Below are 24937 nucleotides of genomic sequence, written 5' to 3' on the forward strand. Positions count from 1 at the left end.
ATCACACCTTTTCCTTGCTACCGAAGAACTTCAATTGAATGAAGGCGATAATTGCCAACACGATGAAGAAGAGCACCGCGTTTGCCGTCTGATAAGCGTATTCGCCGCCTGTCAAGCCGCCCTTCCAAATGAGATACGTTACTGTTTCTGTTTTCGAATTTGGACCGCCGTCGGTCAATGCCACGACCTGGTCGAAGGTGCCTAAGGCATTCTTCATGGTCAGCACCAAATTGATGGTGAAGAATGGCCCAATCAATGGGAACGTAATTTTCCAGAAATTCTGCCACGCGTTCACGCCGTCGATAGCAGCAGCTTCGTAAATTTCCGAATCAATGGTCTGCAAACCAGCCAAATAAATAAGCACGGAGTATGCCACGCCCTGCCACACGGCAAGGAAAACGATTGGAATCCACGACAATTGCTCACTCGTGAGCAGAGATTCGGACAGCCACGCGATATTCAGCGCCTTGCCCAGCTCCGGCAGTGGCTGCATGAAAATGTACTTAAAGACGTAGCCGATGACCAAAACCGACAGCGTATACGGGATGAAGAAGATGGCGCGGAAGCCGTTCTTAAACGCGATTCTGCCGTTGAGCATAACGGCGATAAACATGGCAAGCACGTTAATCAATACCGTAATCAGGATGGCGATAAAGAAAGTAAACAAATACGCGTGACCTACTCGATCGTCTTGGAATAACGCCGTGTAGTTCCTAAAACCAATCCACTTGTAATCGCCGTATCCTTGCGAATTCGTAAATGAGAATCCGATGCCTTGGACGAATGGCACATACAAGAAGATGGCGAAAATAATGGCAGCCGGCACAGCCATCCAGTAGTAAGCAGGATCTACTTTACGATTGGAAAATGGGGATATGCGCTTCTTGCGCACGGGTGTTTTTCTCACATCTGACATGATTTCTCTCCTTCCTTTCTCCTCTAGAAGGTCCTAGCTTGGACCTTATCCCATTCGCTTTGCATGGATGCGGTGAATTGCGCCACATCGCCTGTGGTGACAGCGCTTTGCAAATAACCACCGATGTTGATGGAGGATGGGATATAGTGATCGCAGAAGTCCACCACGCGGCTTTCTTCAAAGAATGGTCGCACGCCTTCCAAAGCCTCGCCGCCGAAATACGTATCCTTTAATGGGGTAATGGCGTACTGAGCGTCGGCATAAGCGTTGAGTTGCTCTTCTTCCATCAGGAATTTAATGAATTTCATGGCTTCCTGAGGATGCTTTGTATTGGCACCCATGGTCAGCATGACATCATCACCTGCTGTCAGCATCTGTGCGCTGGCATCGTCGCTGGCTGGCATTTGAGCAAAGCCAATTTCGATGTCCGGATTAATCATGGTGATCTGAGGAATGGCGTACGTACCCAAAGGAATAATTGCAGCCTCGCCCTTGGCGAAGTTCTGGGTGCCCTGCTGATAGGTGACGCCCTTTTCAGAGTCCGCGTAGGTGTAAAGTTCAATTTCCTTTTGAACGGTATCTGTCCAAATCTCCTCGAAGGTCGTATCGCCCGTCTTCAGCTTTGTATACTCCGACTCTGGCACCAGCGTGCCGGCTAGAGATGACAGTGGAGCCTGCGTAGTCCACGCATCGGCTAGTGTTGCCTGCACCGGGTTAATGCCTGCATCACGGAATTTCTGAAGCATGGCAATAAATTCGCTCCACGTCTGTGGAGGATTGTCCGGGTCTACGCCCGCCTGACGCCACAGCGCCTTGTTATAGATATAGCCCGACGCATTGCCGGCGAATGGCAAACCGTACAAGCGCTTCTTGGACGTATCCGTGGTCTGCACCAAATTTTTTGCAATTTGAACCATGCCTGGATTTAGTTCATCCACAATCGGATCATCCGTAAAATCGTGGAAAACTCCGGATGCGGCAAACATGCCGAAGCTGATATCGCCGTTGAAAGTAATGACATCTGGCACACGATTCTTGACAAAACGGGTGCGCAAATCTGTCTGAGCATTTGCCGAATTATTGACATTTATGCGAATCCCAGGATTTTCGGCTTCAAATTTTTTCGCCATTTCCTTGAATTGATCCGCGGCTTCAGACTTAAATTGGAAGAAATCCAACGTAACAACTTGGGAATTCGCTGCCGAGCAACCAGCAACGCCGATGCCCACAGCTACTGCGCATACGGCCACAACCATGCGACGCAGCACCTGAGAAAGCACCCCTCGCGCGGTGTGCGAAATATGGGAATCCTTGTCCATATTCATAGACTCCTTTGCCTCTCCTACCTAGTTCCACAGCTTCTTCGCCGTGGGTGACTATCACACTCATAGTAACGCTGCCCCGTTTTAATTCCCAATATCGTGAATTACTGACACGCAGAAAGTAATTTAAAGGTATTTTTATTATTTAAGAAAGAAATTCGGTAAAATACGGATGTATGAGTGTGTATCATGCCGCCTTCAAGCTCTTACACGCACGAAAACGATGGCACCTGTCAGAGCCGAACAAGAAAGCCGAATGAGAAAGCCAGCTGAAAAACTGAACGAGAAAGACTGTTATGAGCCAATACCCTTCTCCCCAATGGTTTAGCGGATCAGAGTACACACATCGCGTTGCACAATGCATCGCACAGTATGGCCCGATTGCCCGCACAACCCTCGCACAATTGCTAGGCCTTTCCCAGGGCGCGCTGTCGCGCATTACCAGCGATCTCATTTATGCCGAGGTCATCGAAGAGGATTCGGATTCGGACGCACACACGAAGAAGCTGCCGAAGGATTTCGTGCCGAAAGACACCTCAGAGCGCCGAGGCCGCCCGCAAACCGCCTTGCGCATCCGTGCCGACCAGCGCAGTTTTATCGGTGGAAATATCCATGGCAAAGAGCTGAGCATGGTTGTTACCAATGCCTTGTGCGAGCCGCTGACCTCGTGTGTGACGGTGGAGCTGGATTCTACACAGCCTCAGGATGTGGCACAGCAACTCAGCGATGTGGCGGTGGAGCTCAGCAAGGACGTCGACCCTCAACCCGTGTCCATGGGCCTCAGCGTGGGCGGGCATGCTACCGAGGATCGCTTTGTCACCTACGCCCCATTTTTACATTGGGATGGGCATGTGGATTTGGGTGGCATGTTGTATGAGAAGAGTGGCATTCCTTGCGCCATTTTTAATGATTTGGATTCTTTGCTTTTCCACGAAAGCTGGTTCGGCTCGGGTGTGGGCCTGCCTCGCTTTGCCGTGCTGACCATTGGATCCGGCGTAGGATATTCGTTGTCTGAAAATGGACTGCCGGTCAATTATCCTGCGAAAAGTTATGGCTTAGCCGGGCATATTTTGGTGGACCCGGAAGGCCCTCGCTGCTTCGCGGGGCATATCGGATGCTCACAGTGCCTTACGAATGACTCCCTTGCGGAGGAATATTCCACGATGATTGGGCGGCAAGCAACCTTCGAGGAATTTGCGGCCGATGCCCGCGCAGGCAGCTCGCAGGCGAAGCAACTGGTCAATCGTGTCTGCTTCCGTTTAGGCGCACTGATTGCCGCCACGGCGAATTTCGCGATGCCAGAAAAAGTGGTGGTCAGCGGCGAATCGTCCTTCCTAGCCCGCATGAATACGGAGTCTATCCGCAACGGCATTAGCCGTTATCGTCCGAGCCAAGCGGCGCATGTGGATTTCGAAATTTTGGACTTTGATTGGTCTGATTGGGCGGAGGCTGCTGCCGCGCGCGCCATTGCACGGTATATCGGCTAAGTTGACGCCATGCGCGCACATAGCATGTGGGTGGCAGAAATCAAACTGCCACCCACATGTATTCTGCTCGCCTCTATAGAGTTCTAAAACTTTTATGATTGGGAAATTTTATCTGTTTCCGCAATGCCATCCGTTGTAGTATCCGTAACGGCTTCAGATTCCAGCACCTCATCGATATCCGTATCGAGCATATCGTCCATCAAATTGCCCTTAATGCGGCCACGCACGTAGAACCAGCCCATAATCAGTGCCACGACCACGACAGCAAACAGAGCCAAGGTCTTACGACCAGAGTCACTCCACAGATTGGACAGCACCACAATGCCAAAGAATGCCAAGGAAATATAGTCGCTGAAAGGCGCCCACGGCATGTGATAATCCGGACGCGTTTCCTCGCCCTGCCGGACCTTGCGCATATACGCGATGTGCACGATTAAAATCATGGACCACGTGCCTGCGATGCCGATGCCTGCCAAATCCATGATGACGTTGAAGGCATCTTCCGCAAGCACAGCATTAAGCACCACGCCCACTAGGCCCAAAGCAGAGGTAATAATAATGCCGCCGTATGGCACCTTGTGCTTGTTGAGCTTGGATGCGAAGTGCGGACCTGAGCCGGCGATGGCCATGGAGCGCAGCGTGCGACCAGTCGCATACAGGCCGGCGTTCAGGGAAGATAGAGCCGCAGTCAGCACCACGACTTGGATGATATCGCCTGCATACGGGATATTGAGACCCGAGAAGAATGTGACGAATGGCGACTGAGCGGAGGAGTACGCCGTATACGGCAGTACTAAAGCCATGAGGATGACAGAGCCCACATAAAACACGAAAATGCGCACAATCATGGAATTAATCGCCTTAGGTAGCACCTTCTGTGCATCCTGCGTTTCTCCCGCCGCGACGCCCACCATTTCCGTGCCACCAAAGGCATACACCACACCCAACGTCAAGGACAGCACAATAGGCAAGCCTTCAGGGAGCAAGCCACCAAAATCCGTAATATTGTGCACACCAGCCGTGTATTGTGTGCCGTCACTGGCCGCACCCGTATGCGCTTGGGTTACGATAGCCCAAATGGCAATGAGCATAAAGGCGATGATGGTGGCCACTTTGATGGCTGCAAACCAGAATTCGGCTTCACCAAACATTTTGACGCTCAGCATATTGAGCGCAAAGACGACGGCGAGCGCGATTAATGCCAGTACCCATTGTGGAATGGGCTTAAACAGTGCCCAGTAGTGCAGGTACAGCGCTACTGCGGTGATGTCTGCCATGACGGTGGTGGCCCAGTCGAGGAAGAACATCCATCCGGTGATGTAGGCGCCCTTTTCACCGAGGAATTCACGCGAATAGGACACAAAGGCACCGGAGCTTGGGCGGCGGATGGCGAGTTCGCCGAGTGCGCGCACCATGAGGAATGCGAAAATGCCGCAGATGGCATAGGCGAAGACGAGGCCTGCGCCGCCTTGGGCGAGACGTCCGCCAGCGCCGAGGAAGAGTCCTGTGCCGATGGAGCCGCCGATGGCAATCATTTGAATGTGGCGTGCCTTAAGGCCTTTTTCGTAGCCGGAGTCGCCCTTATCTACCTTGTGTGGCAGCGTGTCCTGTGCGCCTTGCACACCTGATGTATTTTCGCTGCGTGATTGCGATGTTGAGCTCACTGTTACTCCTGTTTCTCCAACCATGTCTGGATGCGTTGTGCCGCTTGACGCAGATTATCCATGCTGGCCGCGTAGCTTGCGCGTACCCAACGCGATTGTGGATTGCCGAAAGCGGCACCCGGGATGACGGCCACTTTTGCTTCATGAGCCAGCTGGGTACAGAATTCTAGGCTTGTGCCGTTAAACCCGTCTGGGATGCGGATGAAGAGATAGAAAGCGCCATCTGGATATGCTACGGTCAAGCCCATATCCGTCAACGCTTGGTACAGGAAGTTCCGGCGTTCGGCGTACTCGGCTACCATGGTTTCGATATCTTCGTCGCCGTGCTCGTAGCCTTCTTGAGCCGCATCCATGGTGAAGGTAGCCCCGGTGGCCACATTGGATTGGTGAACTTTTACGAATTGTGCGGCCAAATGTGCGGGCGCTGCGATGTAGCCCACTCTCCATCCGGTCATCGCGAAGGATTTCGAGGCAGAGTCGATGAGTACGGTATTGTCCGGAGCGTAGCGTGCGATGGAATCTGCTCGGCCTTCACCGTAGTAAATTTCGCTGTACACTTCATCGGATACTACGAGGATATCGTGCGTGAGCACTACATCGGCAAGCGCTTTTAATTCCTCCGTACTCAAGGCCACACCTGTTGGGTTATTAGGGTAATTGATGATGAGAACAGGTCGTTTACCCGCCTCAATGGCGCGATTAATGGCCAATTCTAGCTGTGCAGGCGTCAGCTTGAAATCGGTGTCCGTGGTATCGATGAGATCGATGCTGCCTCCGGCCAGGAGCGTCTGTGTCTTATAAGCACCGAAAGCGGGAATCGGGATAATGGATTGCGTTTCTGGGCTCAGTAGCGCCCCCAAAGAAGAAGACAGCGCTTCCGAGCCGCCCACGGTTGCCACGATATTGTCAACGGTGTAGTGCAGCCCTCGTCTGCGCTTCAGGTACTCCACCACTGCTTGGCGAAATCCCAGAGTTCCCGCATTTGGAGCGTAATGTGTACGACCTGCACGCAACGACTGTATACCCGCCTCGGTAATGCGCTGAGGCGTGGCAAAGTCCGGCTCTCCCAGCGTCAGCTTGATAATTCCTTCGATACCGGAAATTTCTGCGTCAAAGGAACGAATAAGAGAACCGCGCAAATCACGCACAGGCTCTCGCACTGTGTTTTCAGCCGTTACTGTCATTGTGACTCCCTAAAAATCTGCATACTAATGCGTCATACTCTACTCAGCTAAATCGATGAGAGTACCATCCTGGCCTCGGCCATCTTGCATAGTGAAGCATGCGCACCCCGCACCGCCCCTATTTTGAGCGCGCATATGCGAGCGCGAAACATTCTTTCCTATGAAGAAATATTAAGAAAATTCATTAACACTTTATGTCATGCGTGTAAACGCGCGATGTTACGTGTTCAATGGACAGAATTGTGCACGCAGCCCGCACTGACGGTCCCGCTGCCAGCGCCTACTAACCTGCACATCACTGCCCAGACACTGTTTGCCCGAAACGCTGATGCATGTACGAACGTAAGCTTTCCGGCAAGGTGTACCACACATTTTGGCGCAGCTGCTTCATGGTCGTGACGCCCAGCACAGCCATCAGTCCGGAAATATGTACGTCCCACTCGCGCATCAATGCAATAGTGGACTCCACCGCTTCATCGGCATCTTCAACGCGCGTTACCTGCTGGAGGAAGGCGGCAGACAGTCCCACTGCATCGGCACCCAAAGCCATGTATTTGACGATATCGAGCGGATTGCGCACCCCACCGGAGGCAATAATTCTGAAATTCGCGCGGGACAACTGTGCATCCGTGCGTGCGCGCAGGGCTTCCATGAGGGAGCGAATGGTGGTAATGCCCCAATTTTCGAGATAGTCGAAGTTGCGTTCCGCATTGCGCGCATTTTCGATTTGGACGAAGTTCGTGCCGCCGCGTCCGGCCACATCCACATTCTGCACGCCCAGATCGATGAGTGTTTTCACCGTTTCGTAGCTCATGCCGAAGCCGACTTCTTTTACGATGACGGGTATGTCTAATTTTTTGACGATGAGTGCGATGTTATTTTTCCATCCATGGAAATCTTTTTCGCCTTCCGGCATGACGATTTCTTGGGCGGCGTTGAGGTGAATTTGCAGGGCTTGAGCGCCCACCAAATCGGTGACGAGTTGTGCCGATTCGAGGGGATGCTCGGCTCCTAGATTGGCGATAAAGCGCACGTCGGGGAATTCCTGCCTCAGATCCGCGTAAGCTTGGCGTGTTTCCGGGTTTTTCACCGCAATACTCATAGAGCCCAAGGCCATGGGCGAATGCGTGGCTTGAGCCACCCGCGCGAGGCGATGGTTGATTTCGTTGGCGCGCTCCGTGCCGCCGGTCATGGCATTGATAAAGTACGGGCGGTCCAGTTCAATCCCGGCGAAACTCGTGCTGAGTTGGACATCCTTCATCCCTGTTTCCGGGAGGGCTTGGTGGATAAATTGCATGCCATCCACCTCCGCATGAGCATCGTATTGCTCGAGATTATGCTGGTGAAATTGCTGTGCTAACCGAATGTGATCGTCTTTACGTGAGGAAATCTGTGCATCCATAATGATCGTCCTAACTACTTGTGTAGCTATCCTATAAAAGCTTCCAATTCATCGCACTAATGCCATGATCCGACCACGCCTGCTCCAGTGCTGCAGCCTTAGCATCTGTAGGAGCTAAGGCAATGCCGCAATCGCCGCCGCCTGCGCCGGAGAATTTTGCGATGTATCCCAAGGACTCGGCAATGGTGCGTAGTTTTTCCAGCAAGAGCGTTTCCATATAGCCATTGTTGATGCGAGAAAAATGCACCATTAATGCGCTAGCTCGCGCGTAGGCATCAAGGAAGTCCTCGGTGTTGGCATTGTGGCACGCGCGCCGCATATCTTGCGCAATTGCGGTGGATTTTTCTATGAACTGCTGATATTCAGCGCTATGGTCTAGTTTATAGGAACGCACTGAGTTTACGAGTGCTGCCGAGCTGGCCGGGCTACCAGTCCAGCCTATGCGCGCATCGATGTCCTGTGGCCACAGAAGTTTTTCAATAATCAAGCCCTCCCAAGGACTTTCGACTAGCTCGCGAATGCTAGGCTGCGGTTTTTCACCATCGAGCAGCGCAGCTTTGACCCGAGCCAAGAAACTGAGCGCAGGGCGCACATAGTACACCAGCTGACCGCAGGCAATGCATGCCACATCGCCAAAAGATCCGTTATCCTGTGCGAGCAGTAAGGACATCACGGCGAGTTTGTAGATTTTTTCGCGCGGAAGTTCTAGGGCAGCGAGCAAGGTATCCAGCACAGCAACGGTAACGGCTCCGGAGGATCCCAAACCGTATTTTCTGCCATCGGTTTCGACTAAATGCGATTCGAATTCCAGCGCATACTGACCATTGAATAACTCGGCTACGGTCTCTGTCTCACCCAACTCATTGAGTAATTGCCACGCTATATACGTAGCCGGTGTGACGTAATAGAATTCATGTCCCTGCTCTAATTGCGGAACCTCGTTTTCTGGATGAAGAATATATGCCGATGCGCTAGCCATTTCTGCCGGCACGAGATGCACGTTGAGATCTCTGTCTACGGCAGAAATCACCGCCGCACCACCGTCTACAACGGCGTATTCTCCGCATAAATACAACTTGCCCTTAGCCATAGAGCTTACTCCACGTCTGAGCACTGAGCATTTCGGGTGCGCTTCCCGGTCGTGCATCGAAAAGGGTGAGCCACGGGAATTGCTCCGCGAGGCGCGCGTGAATAAGCGCTTGGTCGCTACGGCGGCAAAGAATCTTGACATTAGGGCCCGCATCCATGGTGTAGTAGGCACTGAGGCCTTCTGCGCGCATGTGATGCACAAACTCGATAATCTCAAAGCTCCGCGCCGTCAAGTAGGTAATGGGTGGCTCAGCTGCAAACATCGTGGCGTGGAATTTCATGCAATTTGCTTCCATCGCAGCGCCAATAACGTCGATATCGCGCTGACGAATACCTGCGCGCACCTTTGCTAAATCGCCTTCCGAGGCCTGCCTCCATAAGGGATAGAAGGCTGATGTGGCCATGGTGTGTTTCATGCCATACGTGCTGGAAATCTTCTTTTTATCCGTCGACACGGCGGCCAGCACCATTGCAATATCCCAGTTCGCATCATCCACCGGTACTGCTACGGAGTCTTCACTGCCTGTGCCGTACGCCCATTCCACAAAACCACCGAAAATACTGCGCGTAGCCGAGCCCGATCCACGGCGTGCGAATGTGGATAATTCCACATCGCTCATGGAGCCTTGACGGTCATAAGTCTGCTCAAAAAGCGCACGCAACGCAAAAGCCAGCGCCGCAAAACCGCTGGAGGAACTGGCAAGGCCTGCAGCCGTGGGCACATGGTTATAGCTCTCTACACGAATGTGTGGCGCATCAGGCACCTCATAGCGCTGGCGGAAAAGTTCGATAACCCGCGAGATCTTTGCCGTCGACTTCTCATCTTGCGCCTGACCGTTCAAAAACAAAGAATTCTGACTTACATGCTCATCAAAACAGACTTTCGTATCCGTATACAAAGCATCCAAGGTCAAGGACAAGCTTGTACTTGTGGGCAGGTATAACTCTTCGTCTCTTTTTCCCCAATATTTAATGAGGGCAATATTTGTATGCGCGCGTGCAGCTACCTGTTTTGCGTTCATATCGCTCCCACTATCCATGAATTACGCACCTTTCGAAAGCAGAGGGACACTCCATGTATGTATAGCTCCAGCTTGTCTGAGCTGCGCGCTCATCGTGCGCGCTACTTGGGCATTTTCCGCTAAAGCAACCATGCATCCGCCTCTTCCGCCTCCTGTTAACTTTGCTCCTAACGCTCCTGCGCTCCGTGCCACCTCGACGAGGTGATCCAGCTCCACGCTGGATACCTGAAGAGCCGATAAAATGCGATGCGCCTCGTTCAAGCAACGACCGAGCACCTTAAGACTACCAGTACGCAGAGCTTGAGCGCAGTCGAAGGCGAGCTGGCCGAGGCGATTAATATGCCCCGCTGTTTCACGTGAAACATTTTCATTCTGAGACTGAAGCAAAGCGCGCACAGAGCTTACGGCCTCTTTTGTGCACCCCTGCACACCCGTATCCGCTACCACGATAACGCCGGAAGTATCAAAGGCAAAGCGTGAAATTTCCTCATCCCGCTTAAACCAGACTGCCCCATGTGCCGCCACCGAGGCGCTATCCATGCCCGAAGCATTGAGATGTGCGATATTTTCCGAAATCTGAGCGTACTCAAATTCCTGAGTAAAACTCAACGCATGCCCTGTAAACTTTGCCAATGCACGCACCACAGCCACCGCCACAGCCGCCGACGAACCCATACCCCGCTCATGCGGTATATTCGAGGTAATTTCAATATGAAATCCCTTATTTTCCAAGGAAAAGTCATAACGCAAACGGCTGACGAGGGTGCGAATATTATTCAGCATCTCAGGAGCCTGATCTAAATCTCCGGTAAAGTACTCGCAATCAATACTGACCTTAGTATCTTCTCGAGGCGTGACGACAGCGGATAGTTGTGCCTCAAAAAGTGGAAGAACTATGGCAGGATAACCATAAACCGCTGAGTGTTCGCCGATGAGTATAACTTTGCCATGCGAGACCCCACGAAACTCAGGAAATGCAACCATGCTCTCTACTGTAAAACCTTAAAGAGCAACGGTGGAGTCTTCGAGCCGGCTCTATACATAAAAATCACGTGTAAAACGTTGTTCCGAGACATATGGATGCGGTTTTCCCGACTGAAAAATCACAAATCGACGCATATCCGACGTGGCACGAGAAATACCAATGCGTGGCGTTGCGACCACTGTCTCGTTCTCAGCCAGTTCCGCTTGCTCCAATATCAGCGGGCTTTTGCGCAAATTATGCCCATATAACGCAAAATCCACATCTAGCGCCTGCGTCAGTTTGGCGGGACCATTACAGATATTGACGCCCCGTGCTCGGCGGCGACGAGCTTGCAGATACGCTTCTGCGCAGACAGGCTCCACAGCGCGGATTAACACACCGGCTCCAAAGCCCTCAGCCCCGCACACCACATTCAGGCAGTAATGCATGCCATATGTAAAGTACACATACGCTATGCCACCCTGCTCAAACATAGCACGATTTCTCTTGCTTTTTCCGTGGAACGTATGCGAGGCGGGGTCATTTTGGTCATACGCTTCGGTTTCCACGATGCGTACTACGGCTTGCGCGCCATCATCAAAAGTGCGCCGTAATCGACAACCCACAAGCCTTTGCGCCACTTCGACAGCAGAAAGCTCCGGATTGGAAACAAATTCAGGAAATGTCACTTCAGAAAATACCGCACGAGAAGGTTTCGGCGCGCACTAGCTATTAAAGCCGATAACACGGTTCGATATCGTATACCCCACCTTGATAAGGAAACGACCCAATTTCCCTGGAATTGTTATCGCGCGCGCAATAAATTCCTGCTTGCGCATATCAACGTAGATATCGTTCCTGTCTTTTTTGAGTTTCTCCCACAACTCATCCTTTTGCTGCCATCGCTGAGGATCATTGGAAAGAATGAGGAAAACGCTGGTGACCATAAACTCGCAGCTCAAATAATGCAGCATATAGCGATACAATCCCGCTGGCACCTGTGTTTTGCGCGGCATGGCGTCTAGCATAATCTGTCCTACGCGCATGAGCTGATCCACGCGCTTAATCATGATCTCCTTTTGCACGCTTTGACCTTCACGCCCAATGAAATAGCGGTAAAAATCGATATTGAGGTAGGTCAGCGATTTTACCCAAGGCAACGGCTGGAAGGAGAAGATAAAGTCCACATAAAACGTATGCTCAGGCAAATGCAAAGCAGATTGACGCAACACCTCCGTACGGAAGGTCATCGTATGCATCAGCAAATACTGCTCCACGCGGCATTTGCGCATATCATCCCAAGCGAGTCGCTTATTGGTATCAAAAATATTCGTATACCGAATCGTGCGCGTATAACGTTGTGAAGTATTTTCGTATGTGTAATTCGTCAACACTAAATCCACCGGATTGTGCGTATAAGCCTGAGACCTCAAAAAGGTGATATACGTGACATACGAGCTGGCATCGACCCAATCATCCGCATCGACAATTTTGACATAACAACCACTAGCAGCCGCAATTCCCGCATTGCATGCACCACCATGACCGGCATTTTCTTGATGAATGACGCGAATCGTCTGCGGATAAAGCTGCGCATAAGAATCCGCTAAGTCCCCCGTTCCATCGTGCGAACCGTCATCGACGATGATTATTTCTACATCAGAGGTATCTGCGATATTGAGTAGCGAGTCTACGCATCGCGCCAAATACCCCTCTACGTTGTACGAAGGAACTACGAAACTGATAATTTTATTTGTCATGGTATTTCTACTCGCATATAAAAACTCTGCCTGACACATTGTGCCAGACAGAGTTATTGTATCAAATTGGTTTAATCACTTCTGACAGATACAACGGATGGGGATTGAATTCAGATTATTTCTGAGCTTCGCCCTTGTGAGCGGCATCCTTAGCAGCATCCTTGCTCTTTGGCATAATCCAGAACTTGAGCAGAGGATAGGACACGACCACAGCCATCAAGGTGTTAAACACAGCAGTTAAGGTACTTGCTGCACCACCAATACCTGCAGCTGCACTCCATTCGTTGATATAGCTTGGTGCAAATCCGGAAATAATAATGATGATAATGGCGAGCACCACGTACTTCCATGCGGCATCCTTGAAGCTGGAATCAGACTTGAAGACCCACTTCATTTGGACGAAGAAGTTCACCGTTTGAGCGATGATTTCTGCGATAATCGTCGCCAAGAAAATACCTACACCGCCAGCGTTGGAATCATAGTTGTAGAAGAGGAAATGGAATGGCTCGGTCAGACCCATGGCGTTCACAAACAACGGTGTGAGCACCCACAGCACGACGAAGCGCGAGATGGTGGAAATATTGGAGAGTACATTGAAGAGGATGAACTCCCACAATGCTGGATGTTCGTCGATCCACTTCTTGAAACCGCTTTTTTCGCTTGTATTACTCATGGGAAATCTCCTTCAAGGTCTTCTTATTCGCGCTTGCATTGCGGAAGTATTCGCTAATGACATGGCCCAATCCACGCCAGAAGTGCTTATTTGCGATGTCGACGATGCCATCCACCATTTCTGGTGATACAGCACCCTGAGTCATTTTTGCCATGGCCCGTGGCGGCATATTGAGCAGGAAGAGGGCATTCAGATCCGGAGAGCCTGTTTTTTCAATAGCCTTTTCGGATTGCTTCACTAAAGTACGTGCAAAGAAGCGAGCAACGGCCGAGCGGGAATCCTCCCACGAGGAAAGCGCATCGTTGACTCCGAAGACACCATGCGTGTCGTACTTTTCCGGCACGGAGCCATACAATGCTGCAAATTCTGCATCGGTGACGTGCTTGACATCGGCATCCCAATAATGGCCGAGAGCTTCATTGCGTGGCTGCGGATCCATGGTTCCAGCCACCGCATGTACGGTGCGAAGTGGCGTATTCTCCACATTATTGCCCACAAAGAGCTCCCAGTCGCCGCTTTCGACCTGCCAAGAATTGGACTTCACATCGAAATGGCGGAAGGTGTACTCATCAAAGGCGATGCGCACCTGCTTGGATTCGTGAGCCTTGAGTTCTACGCGCTGGAAGCCCTTAAGCTCGCGTGCTGGACGCAAAATGCCGGACTGCTGAGCATGGACGTAGAGCTGTGCCACGTCTGTGCCATCCACATCCGAGGTGTTGGTAACCGTGAAGCTTACGCCACTGTCGTCCGCACGGATATCAGAGTACTCAAAGGTGGAGTAGCTCAGTCCGAAGCCGAATGGGAAACGCACTGGGATCTGGCGTGTGGCATAGTAACGGTAGCCTACGAATGGGCCTTCCTTGTAGATAGAATCGCGCTGCGCTACAGGGAAGTTGCCTGCGCTTGGCACGTCTTCATATGCAATTGGCCAGGTTTCTGCCAGATGCCCGGAAGGGTTGACGGCGCCGGTAAGTACATCTACTGTGGCGAGCGCGCCCGCTTGCCCGGAGAGACCCACGTACAAAATGGCGTCTACATCGTTGGCAAAGTCCACTTCTACAGCAGAGCCGGCGACGAGTACGACGATAATGCGCTTGCCGGTTTTCACCAGTTCAGCCAGCAAATCCAACTGTACCTGTGGAATGCGCAGATGGGAGCGATCCAAACCTTCGGATTCAGAGCGTTCGTCCAAGCCCATGCATACCACGACTGCGTCTGGCTGGGCGTTGTTCACGGTAGCCACGGCTTCTTGGATAAGCTGTGGGTTTTCCGCGCCTTGACGGTCATAGCCTTGGGCGTAAGCAGCCACATCCACGCTTGGAGTGTTTTGCAGCACGTCCAAAAGGTTATCCACGCGGAATGCGTTGACCTTAGAAGATCCAGAGCCTTGGTAGCGAGCTTTTGCCGCCATATCACCGACGACCACGATTTTTTCGCCGTTGGTCAGTGGCAATGCATTGTCTTCATTACGTAGCAGAACGGCTGTTTTTTGGGCGATGCGACGTGCGATTTCGTGATGAGCCTTCTTCTGCTCTTCTGTGAGGAAGCCATCCCCCGTTGGACGGGTATTGCGCGTTTTGTCTACGATATTGACCACATCTTGGGCAGCCTTCGTCAAATCTTCTTCTAAGAGACGACCGGATTCTACGGCTTTAACGAGCTGACGGGCGGAGGCAAGTCCCGGTGCGGGCATTTCCAAAGCAGCGCCGACGCGTGCGGATTCTATGATATCGTTGGAGCCGCCCCAGTCGGAGATGACGAGGCCGTCAAATCCCCATTCGCCCTTGAGGATTTCCTTGATTAAATGCTCGTTTTCGTGGGCGTATGTGCCATTGATCATGTTGTACGAGGACATAATCGTCCAAGGCTTGGCTTCTTTGACGGCAATTTCAAATGCGGTCAAGTAGTATTCGCGCAGTGTGCGCTCATCCACGATGGAATTGGATGCTTGGCGACGTAGCTCTTGGGAATTGACTGCAAAATGCTTTGGGCAGGCGCCTACGCCGTTCTCTTGAATGCCTTGGATAAAGCCAGCTGCCAAGTGGCCCGCAAGCTGTGGATCTTCAGAATAGTATTCGAAGTTTCGTCCGCATAGCGGGTTGCGCTTCATATTGATGCCTGGTCCAAGCAGTACCTGCACATCCAAGTCTCGGGCTTCTTCACCGAGTGCCTTGCCCATGGCGTGGGCTTCTGCTGGATCCCAGGAATTTGCAACGGTTCCCGCTGTTGGGAAGCAGGTTGCAGGTTTTGATGCGCCCAGACCTAAGTGGTCTCCAGAACCGGTCTGGCGACGTACACCATTTGGGCCGTCACTCATAACGAAAGAAGACAAGTTATGCTGTTTCAGCTCGCGACTCTCCCATTCTGACTGGCCGGAAAGTAACGACGCGCGTTCAATGAGCGTCATATCCTTTGCATACACCATTGTTTCTCCTCCACGATGCAAGCTTCCTTGCATACATCTCTCAAAGATTTACTCCATTAATTTTAGGAAATTACACGCGTTATATGGGGTGCAAGTGCACGAAACGTGCGATTTTGAACGTGAACTGTAAGGTTTATGACCATGCGTTCGCACAGTGGACATAAGCCCGCATGTCCTGTGGCACTTCAGATAGGCAAAGGCTCGCCGCTCTGTGTAAGAGTCAGCGAGCCTTTATCATCGCAATCCCATCTCTGTCAGACTTGCGTCCTATTTTTCATGCGTTGCGATTTTACCCGAAACAACGCTTGCGCGAGGTTATTCCGCAATTTCTGCTTCTACTACTGGGTCTGCCTTCTCTGCCTTGCGGCGCTTGAGGAAGCGGCTGATGGATACCCATGCTGCCCACAGGAGCAGGAGCGCAATGATGGCCACGGCTACGTAGTAGATCCACTGCCACATCGCAATCTCGGTTTGTGGTGCACCATTCTCGTATACGTAGGTGTTTACTGCTGCATAGAGAATGCCGTGTGCTGCCTCACGCATGTGAGCCACGGTGTTTGCCGACTTGTCGGTAATCTCGTTGGTCGTTGGAACAGTAGCCAGCATGCCGTTTCCACCGTTGTAGATGGAGTAGGTGCCTTCCATGTATCCATAGCCACCGAAGTAATCGGTCAGTACGAAGCCGTTGAAGCCCCATTCATCGCGCAGTACCTTGTTGAGCAGCGCATCATTTGCACCTGCCCAGGTGTTACCGATGTAGTTGAAAGCGGACATTACTGCCGTAGCACCACCTTCCTTGACAGACATTTCGAATGGCTTCAAGTAGATTTCGCGAATTGCCTGCTCGTTACTCCATGTGTGTAGCATTGCAAGACGGTGATCTTCCTGATCATTCATGGCGAAGTGCTTCATGAAGACATACAAGCCTGCATCCTGTACGGACTTGATTTCAAGGGATGCCATATAGCCCGAGAGAATTGGATCTTCAGAGAAGTACTCGAAGTTACGGCCTGCATATGGGCTGCGGTGGATGTTCATTGCTGGTGCATACCAACCGGTAACCTGCAAATCCTTACCCATCTGAGCAATGGTCTTACCGAATTCGGTTGCGAGATCCTTATTCCACGTAGAAGCAACGGTGGTGCTGGATGGCAAACCGATGGAACCTTGCTGGGTGAAGTTGTTGTTCAAAGCAGCAGGACCATCCACATCAGACTGACGAACCTTGCCGATGGAAGGAATTGCCGTGTTGTTGTAACCAGCGAAGGCAATGAGCTGAGCCATCTCATCGTAGGTGAGCTCATCGAGGAGCTGATCCCACATCTCATCGTCGTAGTCCTTGCCATAAAGCTGGTAGAGCTGGATGCCATTCTTGGCGCCGGTCGTTGGCATATCGACAGTGCCTTCTTCGGACTTTGCCTTCTCCAACCATTCGTTCACATTAGAAGAGTTTACGAAGGTGGACTTGTACTCTTCTGGGAGCTCCAAGTTTGTAGGCGCTGCAGTAGCTTCAGCCAAATTTGCGAAGTTATTTGCGCGGGAGAGATAGGTTACCGTACCGTCACCATCAGCATCCGCAAACTGGTTGGTAGCAGCAGTCTTATCGCCATCGTGTGTATTCGAACCGTCATAGCGGATAGTCGACGCTACATTAACGGTCTTGGAGTCCAACTTGGTGTGGGAATCAGAGTTAATCGAAACTTCGTAATCGCCGGACTCGAGTACGTATGCGCCGTCGCCAGACATGTCATAGGAAGCCATATCTGAATCGTTGAAGGAGATCTGAACGGTCTGAGAAGCGCCTGGCTCAATAATGTCGGTCTTTTCGAACTGTACGAGATTTGCAGTCGACTTTTCAATGCCACCATTGGTGTATGGAGGATTGTAGAAGACCTCGACGGCGGTCTTACCAGCGGTATTACCCGTGTTTGTCACAGTGACATCGAAGGACACGGTGCCATTGGAGTAGGTGACATCGCCCATTTGCTGGTTGAAGGTGGTGTAGGACAAGCCGTATCCGAATGGATACTGTACAGCTTCGTCGTAGTTCAAAGCGCCTTCAGCAGCTGCCGTTTCGAAGAACTTGTAGCCTACGTAGATGCCTTCATTGTAGTTGACGAAGGAAGGAGTGAACTTACCGAAGAAGCCAGCATCCGTGCTGTACTCGGACATGTTCGTATACTCCCAGTGTCCAATGTTGTTGTACCAAGCAGCCTTGGAGAAGTCCTTCAAGAAGGTATCAGAAGTCTTACCAGATGGGTTGACATCGCCTGCGAGGATAGAACCGAGAGATGCGAAACCAGTCTGACCTGCTGGTGGGCACCAGAGCACAGACTTAATCTGAGAGTAGTCATTCACCCAGTTCAGGTTCATGGCATTTGCGCCGTTATAAACAACGGTGACATCGTCAAAGTTATCGGTAACGAGCTTGACCAAGTCCTGCTCAGTCTTGGAAAGAGTCAAATAACCCTGACCTGCTTCGAAATCGTTATAAGAACCGTTGTTGACGTATTCGTGTACTTCTTCACCACCGAAAGCCTGAACAGTAGACTTATAGCCAGCTTCATGAGTGTCAATCTTGCTCATATCGGTTGGCAAATCTGCACCTTCACCACCGGAACGACCGATGACGATGATGGCCTTGTTGGAGAACTGCTTTGCCTGAGAGATTTCCGCATCTGTGTAAGAATCGGCCGTTGGCTCTGGCAGAGACCAGTCCTGGCTGACCATGCCGACAACTGGGCGATCAGAACGGTAGTCCGTGTACTTCTTTGTCAGTTCTTCGTTAGTCTTCAAACCAGCATCCTGCAAGCCCTGAATAAGGGATGTTGTAGGATACTTATCGTTCATCGAACCAGAACCGGTACCACCGTAAATTGGGTTGGAAGAAGCCCAACCAAAAACGTTTACCGAGGAGTTTGCTTGCAATGGCAAGCTGGAATCGTTATTTTCGAGAAGGGTAATGCCTTCGTTCTGAATTTCAGTAGCAAGCTTTTCTGCCTGTTCCTTACTTGCACTGGACAATGTGCCCGTACCGGACATCAAGTTCAGTGTTGTATTCAAAGGGCCAAAAAGCATCATAGAAATAGCAATTACGGAAGCAACCGCTGCTGCGATCCATGTCCAGGAATGAATCAGCTTGCGCCAGCCTTGGGACTTTACCCACATCTTGTTCACTGCAATTGTCAAAATAATTGCAGCAACCAGAGCAACACCGAGAATAATCAGCTCTGACCGCAATGATTCAAGCATTGCAATGACATCGCTCATATTTATGCCGAGCATCTCTGCTCCTTTCTTTTCTTCACTCTCACTCATTGAGATACCGATTTTGTGAGAAAAACGCTTTTGTATCCCTCACAAACGGCCTTATTCCCACCGTAACACAGTGGACCTAGGCTTGACACCCAACCATTTCCTAACTGGTCCGATTTTTTACATAAGCGGATGGGTTTGGATGCGTTTTTTGCAAAAGTGACCATTTTCGATGTGAATTGGAGCATTTTGGGCATAAAAATGGGCTGTTATGCAAAAAACATAACAGCCCTGAGCATGCAAGCGCTTATACAGTTCAGAAATCTAGAAGCTCCTCACTCTTTCTTTCTTCCATCTTCTCCCTGAAGAGATCCTACGTTTTTTCTTCGTCCGTTCCACGCCTTTGTGCACTTTTTTGCAGATTGGACCACTTGTGCACCTTCAAGGAGAGGTATGAGGCACAAAAGTGGTCACTTCTGCAAAAAACTCGAGAAATTTATGCAAACCTCTTCTTCGTTGCCACCGAAATGGACAACGCCGGATCGCTCAGAGGAATCATCATCGACTGCGTGGCATGATACAAGTCGGACTTGCCCGGCCATACTGTATCCAGCACCTGATTATGCTGATCCAGCTGATGGAACCACGATCCGTTCTTCTTGTCGATAAGGAAGTTATCCACATAGTTCACCACGGTGGAGAACCACTGTGCAAATTCATCCTTACCGGTGACCTGCGCAAGCACGGAGGACGTATTAATAGCTTCCGCCAAGGTCCAGTGCATACGGTCGTGCACCACTGGCTTTCCATTCCAATCGGTCGTGTACACAATGCCCGGCGCACCGTCCGCGTCCCACGCATCTGCCATGGCACGATTGAAGAGATGCTGAGCCACATCGATGAGCCTCTGCTTTTCAGTCTCGTCAATGGAAGCACTCAACGCATACTGCGTAATCAAACGTGCCCACTCAATGCCATGACCTGGGGTTGCACCATAAGGCTTGAACTGGTCGTCCTTCTTATCGTCGTTGTATTCCAGCTCAGCCACCCAATCCTGCGTGAAATGCTCAGGAATGCGCCACTCGTTTGCCTCTGCCCAGCCGATGACATGACCGATAATGCGGCCAGCACGTTCGCGCCAAGCCTCTTCGCCCGTAACGTCTGCCACAGCGAGGAATGCCTCGACTGAGTGCATATTTGCGTTTAAGCCACGGTATGTATCTAGCTGTGTGAATTCTGTGTTCCACGTATCCACGGACAAGCCCACTTCGTCATCCCAGAAGCGCTTCAGGAAAACTTCCTTCGCATCGTCCAGTAATTCCTGTGCGCCCGGGCGGTTGATGAGCAAGCCCGAAGAAGCGGCCAAGAGGACGAAGGCGTGAGCGTAGCACTGCTTATCTGCTGCTGGCGTGCCATCCGCAGACACAGATGGATACCAGCCGCCGTTTTCGTCGTCATGCAATTCGGTACGCAGACCGTTTAATCCAGCGTCGACCAGCTGTTCTGCACCTTCAAAACCTGCCAAGGATGCCAATGCATACACGTGCGTCATGCGGCTGGTAATCCAAGTAGCACGTTCGCGATCCTTCCACGGTGTGCCATCGTCGCCCAGCCAGTACGAGCTGCCTGCAGGAGAGGGGAACTGGGTACCAAATGCAAAAAGACTGTCGCGTTGAGCATCTAACCAGTGCGCATTTTCTTCGGTTCCTAAGCGGTACTTAGCGTCATTTACATCAGTCATTATGTGACTCCTTTATTATTTCTGCGCGGTTGAACGAAGAGGAAGCGACGTTGCCAATGAAAAACCACATTGTCGTTAGCATAAGCATCAAGATCTTCCTTTTTTACTTAATCGCTTAAGTAATGACTATACAACCTTTTTTACCCGCGTGCAACACCTGAAATCCCCGCGTTTTTTCGGGATGATTCACATGGTGCACGCGTTTTAACTGTGCAATCCGTATGAATTAATGCATTGCTTGAATATCCAGCATAAATGCCTGCATTGGCCACAGTGGCGGCAGCAGCACACCTACCTGTGAGAGCAATAAGCCGGATGTTTCGAATCCTTCATCGGTTAAGGCCTGCGACAACCACTGAGGTGTCACCCATCCCCATTGTGTTTCCCCAATCGAGCGCACGACTTTTACGCGATATCTGCGTTTTTCATCTAAGCTCGGTATGTGCAGATTTTCTTGGAAAGCATTGCTCACATCATCCACGCTGGCTACGGTCCACAAGGCGCGCAAACCATCGGACGACACCACCCCGCGAGCGCGCAAGGATTTTTCCACAAAGTCTGCATGCATGACGCGGCCGGAGTGGAGTAAGGCGCGGTACTGCTTGTAGGTGCGCACAAATTCGGCCACTGCTTCGAGTTCTGCGTCCGAGCATTCGAGGATATTCCATTCCAATCCGGCGCATCCCATCAGGGATACGGCGGCCCTGTAGCTCAAATCCGTGGCGCGCGCCGTGGTGTGGGCTGGTGAAGGGCCGATGTGCGCGCCGATCATTTCGGGTGGCACGATCATTTCAGTCCAGCGTTGGATGTCTATGCGGTTGCGCGGATCGTTGGAATCCGATCCCCACACCCTGTCTGCATGGGCGAGTATGCCGGCATCTGTGCGAGCACCGCCAGAGGCGCAGCTTTCTATCTCCAGTCCTGGGAACTGCGATTTGAGGTCGTCAAAGAGCGCGTAGCAGGCCAGGGTTTGCGCATGGAGGCCATATTTCCCGTTGTGAACCGGTTCTGTGACTTCTCGATTGTGATCCCATTTGATGTAGTCAATGTGTAATTCTTCAATCAGTTGTGCCATGTGCGAGCGAATGTATGCGTAGGCCTGTGGATTGGCTAAATCGAGCACGTATTGATTGCGATATGACAGGTCTTCGCGGTATGGCACAGCATCTGCATCCGCTAAGATCCAGTCGCGATGGGCGCGTGCCAGATCAGAGTCGAGGCTGATCATTTCTGGCTCAAACCACAGGCCGAATTGCATGCCTAAGCCGTGTACATGGTCTGCCAGCGGTTCCAAACCGTTCTTCCAGACGCTGCGGTCTACAATCCAGTCGCCCAAACCTTTTGTGTCATCGCGTCGCGCGAGGAACCACCCGTCATCCAGTACGAAACGCTCTACACCCACGAATGCAGCGCGATCGGCAAGGCGTTTGAGGGTGTCTTCGTCGTGGTCAAAGTAGACGGCCTCCCACGTGTTCAGCGTCAATGGTCGCGGCGTGCGAGCACGCTGTGGCATGGATCGCAGCCACATGTAAAAGCGCTCAGAGATGCCGTCCAAGCCTTGGTCAGACCAAGCAAAGCATACGGTTGGTGCTTCGTAGCTCTCGCCAGAGAGTAGTCTGATTTCGCCCGGTCCAAGTAGTTCTCCAGCGCCAAAAACTGGTTCATGTGCGGGCAGATTATCACAGCGATAGGTTTGGTTTCCGCTCCATGCGAGATGGCATGCCCATACTGTGCCTGACTGCGACTGCGGCGCTCCTTCGGAGAGGATAAACATCCATGGGGATTCGTGTCCGGTTTTGCCCTTGCGGCAGTCGCGCGTAATGGACCCAACCGGCAGATCCATCGACTGCGGTTGCTTTTCAAGTGGCCAGCGTCCCGTGAAATGCGTCAGTGTATCCACGCTTTTACTCACCGGCATGCTGGCGTCCAGCCAATGCACGCTGAGAGGCTCCGCGTTAGCGTTGCCGCCTTCTGCGGTATTGCGTACGGTTTGCTTGATGGTTACCAAGCCGCCCTCTTCTATGCCGAGAACGATGCCCACTTCCGCGCCACGGCGGTTATCACGAGCTACAATTTCCACTGCATACGGCAGTTTTTCAGTTTGAATGCTGACCTCATCCCAGCGCACAAAAACCGGTGCGTCACCGCGAGATAGCTCGATGCCCGGCCTGCCGGACCAGCCTTCTACCCCTTGCGGGATTAATGACGGGCGCCATGCTGCATCTGGCTTGTTTGGCGGCGTAATTTTCAAGGTCATCGCGTCTAATGCCTCAAAATCAGCCGCACTGTACTCTACTTTGAGGTCTTTTCCCCATCGCACAATTTGGGGCATTTCACCCTCTGGCACTTTCAGAACGATTTCCACGCCATCGCGGCGCAGGACTACATGCTTTCCCTGATCAAACACCAGCACTCCTTTGTACACAACCTGTCTATACAAGTTTTCACAACTGTGATAACCTAGATAACAGTATATATTAACCGCTTCAGTTATAAAACTGCCGTGTGTTAAGCATACGAAAACACCTGTGACTGCATAGAAACCAATGAAGGATGAATTATGCACACCCCGCTGGAACCGAGCAATGAAGCACAGCCTTCCTCCGCTGCGTCAACGCCGCACAATCCTCTGCTTTCTCAGCAACATGGCGAGAATGTAGAGGCTCTGGCCGGGCATGTTGCCCAGGCCCGGCTGTCTCGCTGGCAGACTTTACGCAGTCTATCGGGCGCTCAGCGTTGGAAGTATTTCCGAGACGAATTTGTGTGGAGAATTCTGGCTGTGCTTACAGCTCTTCTGCTTGTCATTTTACTGGCTGTTCGTATTTTCTCGCCTGCCGCTCAGGCCCAGCTTTACATCGCTGTCGTCGGCGTGGAAACCACCACTGCCCAAGTCTCCGCGCTCCAGCAAGATATTGCTCAAACGCTTCATCTCCCCGAAGGACAGGATAATGGCGTCATCGTAGATGCCAGTTTTAATCTCTCCGAAGGTGGATTAAGCAAACTACAAACCCTGCTCAGAAATGCGCAAGTCGATGTCATCATCGCCTCCCCTGAAGATTTTGCAACGCTAGCCGGATATGGGTATTTGACGAATCTGCGCCAGTCTCTAACCTCTGAGCAGCAGACAACGTTGGGTAGTACATTTCTGACTTTTCCAGGCTTTGATGACAGCCAAGAGGAGGACCCGGACTACAATGGCGCAGGCAAAGGCGCTGAAGAAGCCTATGGCATCAGCCTTCAAAGCTCTGCACTCTGGTCACAGATCTTCACGCCAGCAAGTTCCACCTCCGCACCCCTTGTAGGCCTTGCGCAAGACTCTTCGCACACGGCACAGGCGCAAAACTTCGTCGATATCATCACCCGCAACTAAGCACGCACAGCCCCTATCAAAGGATTCACCATGAGCACCGTATTTCGTCACGACAGTTCGTTTAGCACCATCATGTCCACCGTGGGAGACCTCGCAGTTATCAACATCCTGTGGCTGGTCGGCAGCCTGCCGCTCGTCACTATAGGCGCCTCCACAGCCGCTCTGTTTGACACCGTGCGTGCGCTAGAAGCGGGCGATGATGCACACTATATTCGGCGCTTCTGGAAGGCATATAGGACGAATATCGGGAAAAACATCCTGCTTAGCCTGCTCTTCTTCGCCTTTTATGGACTAGCTTTATTTAATCTGTGGTATCTGGGCCAAGGTGCGGGTGGCACGGATTTTGCCGCGCTGTCCTATGGCATCAATATTGCCATCATTATCGTCGTTGCTGTCCTAACCGTTTTCGTTTTCCCGTTTGCAACCCGCACGCCGCTCTCCGTCCTTGCTCACATCAAGCATGCTGCCACACTAGCTCTGCGTTATCCGAAGGCAGCCGTTTCTATGACGCTTATCAATGCCATTCCCCTCGCCGTGCTGCTCTTTGTACCCGGCGGTTTCAGCTTCGTGCTGTTCTTCTGGGGATTGCTTTTTACCGGCATGAGCGCTTGGTTTTCCGTTCGTATTATGCGCTCTGCCGGCATGTTCAAGGATGAGAACTAA

At 51.7% G+C, this 24937-nt stretch carries 18 protein-coding genes; 3 read left to right on the forward strand and 15 right to left on the reverse strand.

Annotated elements, in window-relative coordinates; all coding sequences use genetic code 11:
- Position 1: 1 nt before the first annotated feature.
- Together D570_RS0102545 and D570_RS0102550 are read right to left on the reverse strand one after the other, a co-directional pair.
- Positions 2-916 (reverse strand): carbohydrate ABC transporter permease, encoded by a 915-nt coding sequence (locus D570_RS0102545; RefSeq protein ID WP_018142834.1) that lies wholly within the window; start codon positions 914-916, stop codon positions 2-4.
- Between the two features lie 23 nt (positions 917-939).
- Positions 940-2172, reverse strand: a complete 1233-nt coding sequence (locus D570_RS0102550; RefSeq protein ID WP_245531853.1) for an ABC transporter substrate-binding protein — start codon at positions 2170-2172, stop codon at positions 940-942.
- A 362-nt stretch (positions 2173-2534) separates the two neighbouring features.
- Here D570_RS0102550 and D570_RS0102555 point away from each other — a divergent pair, with 362 nt between their 5' ends.
- On the forward strand, positions 2535-3725 hold the full coding sequence (locus D570_RS0102555; RefSeq protein WP_018142836.1) for an ROK family protein: 1191 nt from the start codon (positions 2535-2537) through the stop codon (positions 3723-3725).
- Positions 3726-3817: 92 nt separating this feature from the next.
- Here D570_RS0102555 and D570_RS0102560 read toward each other — a convergent pair whose 3' ends face one another.
- From D570_RS0102560 to D570_RS0102625, 13 genes are all read right to left on the reverse strand, one after another.
- Entirely contained in the window at positions 3818-5389 is a 1572-nt protein-coding gene (locus D570_RS0102560; protein WP_018142837.1) for an amino acid permease, read from the reverse strand.
- Positions 5390-5391: 2 nt separating this feature from the next.
- Positions 5392-6573: a pyridoxal phosphate-dependent aminotransferase gene (locus tag D570_RS0102565; RefSeq protein ID WP_018142838.1), complete on the reverse strand. Its 1182-nt coding sequence runs from the start codon at positions 6571-6573 to the stop codon at positions 5392-5394.
- 295 nt (positions 6574-6868) lie between these two features.
- Positions 6869-7975, reverse strand: a complete 1107-nt coding sequence (gene fni, locus D570_RS0102570) for a type 2 isopentenyl-diphosphate Delta-isomerase (protein ID WP_018142839.1) — start codon at positions 7973-7975, stop codon at positions 6869-6871.
- 31 nt (positions 7976-8006) lie between these two features.
- The gene (locus D570_RS0102575) at positions 8007-9065 is read right to left on the reverse strand and encodes a phosphomevalonate kinase (RefSeq protein ID WP_018142840.1); all 1059 of its coding nucleotides are present in this window, start codon (positions 9063-9065) and stop codon (positions 8007-8009) included.
- Positions 9058-10104, reverse strand: coding sequence for a diphosphomevalonate decarboxylase (gene mvaD, locus D570_RS0102580; RefSeq protein WP_018142841.1), 1047 nt, complete (start codon positions 10102-10104; stop codon positions 9058-9060). The genes D570_RS0102575 and mvaD overlap by 8 nt, the downstream gene beginning before the upstream one ends.
- A gap of 3 nt (positions 10105-10107) precedes the next feature.
- On the reverse strand, positions 10108-11070 hold the full coding sequence (gene mvk, locus D570_RS0102585; RefSeq protein ID WP_018142842.1) for a mevalonate kinase: 963 nt from the start codon (positions 11068-11070) through the stop codon (positions 10108-10110).
- Positions 11071-11121: 51 nt separating this feature from the next.
- The gene (locus tag D570_RS0102590) at positions 11122-11739 is read right to left on the reverse strand and encodes a DNA-3-methyladenine glycosylase (RefSeq protein WP_018142843.1); all 618 of its coding nucleotides are present in this window, start codon (positions 11737-11739) and stop codon (positions 11122-11124) included.
- Between the two features lie 36 nt (positions 11740-11775).
- A complete protein-coding gene (locus D570_RS0102595; protein WP_018142844.1) occupies positions 11776-12810 on the reverse strand; it encodes a glycosyltransferase family 2 protein in 1035 nt (344 codons plus the stop codon).
- A gap of 115 nt (positions 12811-12925) precedes the next feature.
- A complete protein-coding gene (locus D570_RS0102600) occupies positions 12926-13483 on the reverse strand; it encodes a GtrA family protein (RefSeq protein WP_018142845.1) in 558 nt (185 codons plus the stop codon).
- Positions 13476-15908, reverse strand: a complete 2433-nt coding sequence (locus D570_RS0102605) for a glycoside hydrolase family 3 C-terminal domain-containing protein (RefSeq protein WP_018142846.1) — start codon at positions 15906-15908, stop codon at positions 13476-13478. The genes D570_RS0102600 and D570_RS0102605 overlap by 8 nt, the downstream gene beginning before the upstream one ends.
- A gap of 315 nt (positions 15909-16223) precedes the next feature.
- Positions 16224-19193 carry a glycoside hydrolase family 3 N-terminal domain-containing protein gene (locus tag D570_RS0102610; RefSeq protein ID WP_018142847.1) on the reverse strand — a complete coding sequence of 990 codons (2970 nt, stop codon included), beginning with the start codon at positions 19191-19193 and terminating at the stop codon, positions 16224-16226.
- Between the two features lie 466 nt (positions 19194-19659).
- The gene (locus D570_RS0102615) at positions 19660-20904 is read right to left on the reverse strand and encodes an AGE family epimerase/isomerase (RefSeq protein WP_018142848.1); all 1245 of its coding nucleotides are present in this window, start codon (positions 20902-20904) and stop codon (positions 19660-19662) included.
- A 226-nt stretch (positions 20905-21130) separates the two neighbouring features.
- Positions 21131-23311 carry an alpha-galactosidase gene (locus D570_RS0102625; RefSeq protein ID WP_018142850.1) on the reverse strand — a complete coding sequence of 727 codons (2181 nt, stop codon included), beginning with the start codon at positions 23309-23311 and terminating at the stop codon, positions 21131-21133.
- A 153-nt stretch (positions 23312-23464) separates the two neighbouring features.
- On the opposite strand from D570_RS0102625, the gene D570_RS0102630 reads away from it, so the two are divergent.
- Together D570_RS0102630 and D570_RS0102635 are read left to right on the forward strand one after the other, a co-directional pair.
- Complete coding sequence (locus D570_RS0102630; protein ID WP_018142851.1) at positions 23465-24274, forward strand: hypothetical protein; 810 nt, start codon at positions 23465-23467, stop codon at positions 24272-24274.
- 30 nt (positions 24275-24304) lie between these two features.
- Positions 24305-24937 carry a DUF624 domain-containing protein gene (locus D570_RS0102635; protein ID WP_018142852.1) on the forward strand — a complete coding sequence of 211 codons (633 nt, stop codon included), beginning with the start codon at positions 24305-24307 and terminating at the stop codon, positions 24935-24937.

It is taken from the genome of Alloscardovia criceti DSM 17774, from assembly GCF_000376885.1.
Classification (GTDB): Bacteria; Actinomycetota; Actinomycetes; order Actinomycetales; family Bifidobacteriaceae; genus Alloscardovia; species Alloscardovia criceti.

Coding starts and splice junctions, on each gene's coding strand:
- D570_RS0102545 (WP_018142834.1), bottom strand. CDS start 916: ATGTCAGATGTGAGAAAAACACCCGTGCGCAAGAAGCGCATATCCCCA.
- D570_RS0102550 (WP_245531853.1), bottom strand. CDS start 2,172: ATGGTTGTGGCCGTATGCGCAGTAGCTGTGGGCATCGGCGTTGCTGGT.
- D570_RS0102555 (WP_018142836.1), top strand. CDS start 2,535: ATGAGCCAATACCCTTCTCCCCAATGGTTTAGCGGATCAGAGTACACA.
- D570_RS0102565 (WP_018142838.1), bottom strand. CDS start 6,573: ATGACAGTAACGGCTGAAAACACAGTGCGAGAGCCTGTGCGTGATTTG.
- fni (WP_018142839.1), bottom strand. CDS start 7,975: ATGGATGCACAGATTTCCTCACGTAAAGACGATCACATTCGGTTAGCA.
- D570_RS0102575 (WP_018142840.1), bottom strand. CDS start 9,065: ATGGCTAAGGGCAAGTTGTATTTATGCGGAGAATACGCCGTTGTAGAC.
- mvaD (WP_018142841.1), bottom strand. CDS start 10,104: ATGGATAGTGGGAGCGATATGAACGCAAAACAGGTAGCTGCACGCGCG.
- mvk (WP_018142842.1), bottom strand. CDS start 11,070: ATGGTTGCATTTCCTGAGTTTCGTGGGGTCTCGCATGGCAAAGTTATA.
- D570_RS0102595 (WP_018142844.1), bottom strand. CDS start 12,810: ATGACAAATAAAATTATCAGTTTCGTAGTTCCTTCGTACAACGTAGAG.
- D570_RS0102600 (WP_018142845.1), bottom strand. CDS start 13,483: ATGAGTAATACAAGCGAAAAAAGCGGTTTCAAGAAGTGGATCGACGAA.
- D570_RS0102605 (WP_018142846.1), bottom strand. CDS start 15,908: ATGGTGTATGCAAAGGATATGACGCTCATTGAACGCGCGTCGTTACTT.
- D570_RS0102610 (WP_018142847.1), bottom strand. CDS start 19,193: ATGCTCGGCATAAATATGAGCGATGTCATTGCAATGCTTGAATCATTG.
- D570_RS0102615 (WP_018142848.1), bottom strand. CDS start 20,904: ATGACTGATGTAAATGACGCTAAGTACCGCTTAGGAACCGAAGAAAAT.
- D570_RS0102630 (WP_018142851.1), top strand. CDS start 23,465: ATGCACACCCCGCTGGAACCGAGCAATGAAGCACAGCCTTCCTCCGCT.
- D570_RS0102635 (WP_018142852.1), top strand. CDS start 24,305: ATGAGCACCGTATTTCGTCACGACAGTTCGTTTAGCACCATCATGTCC.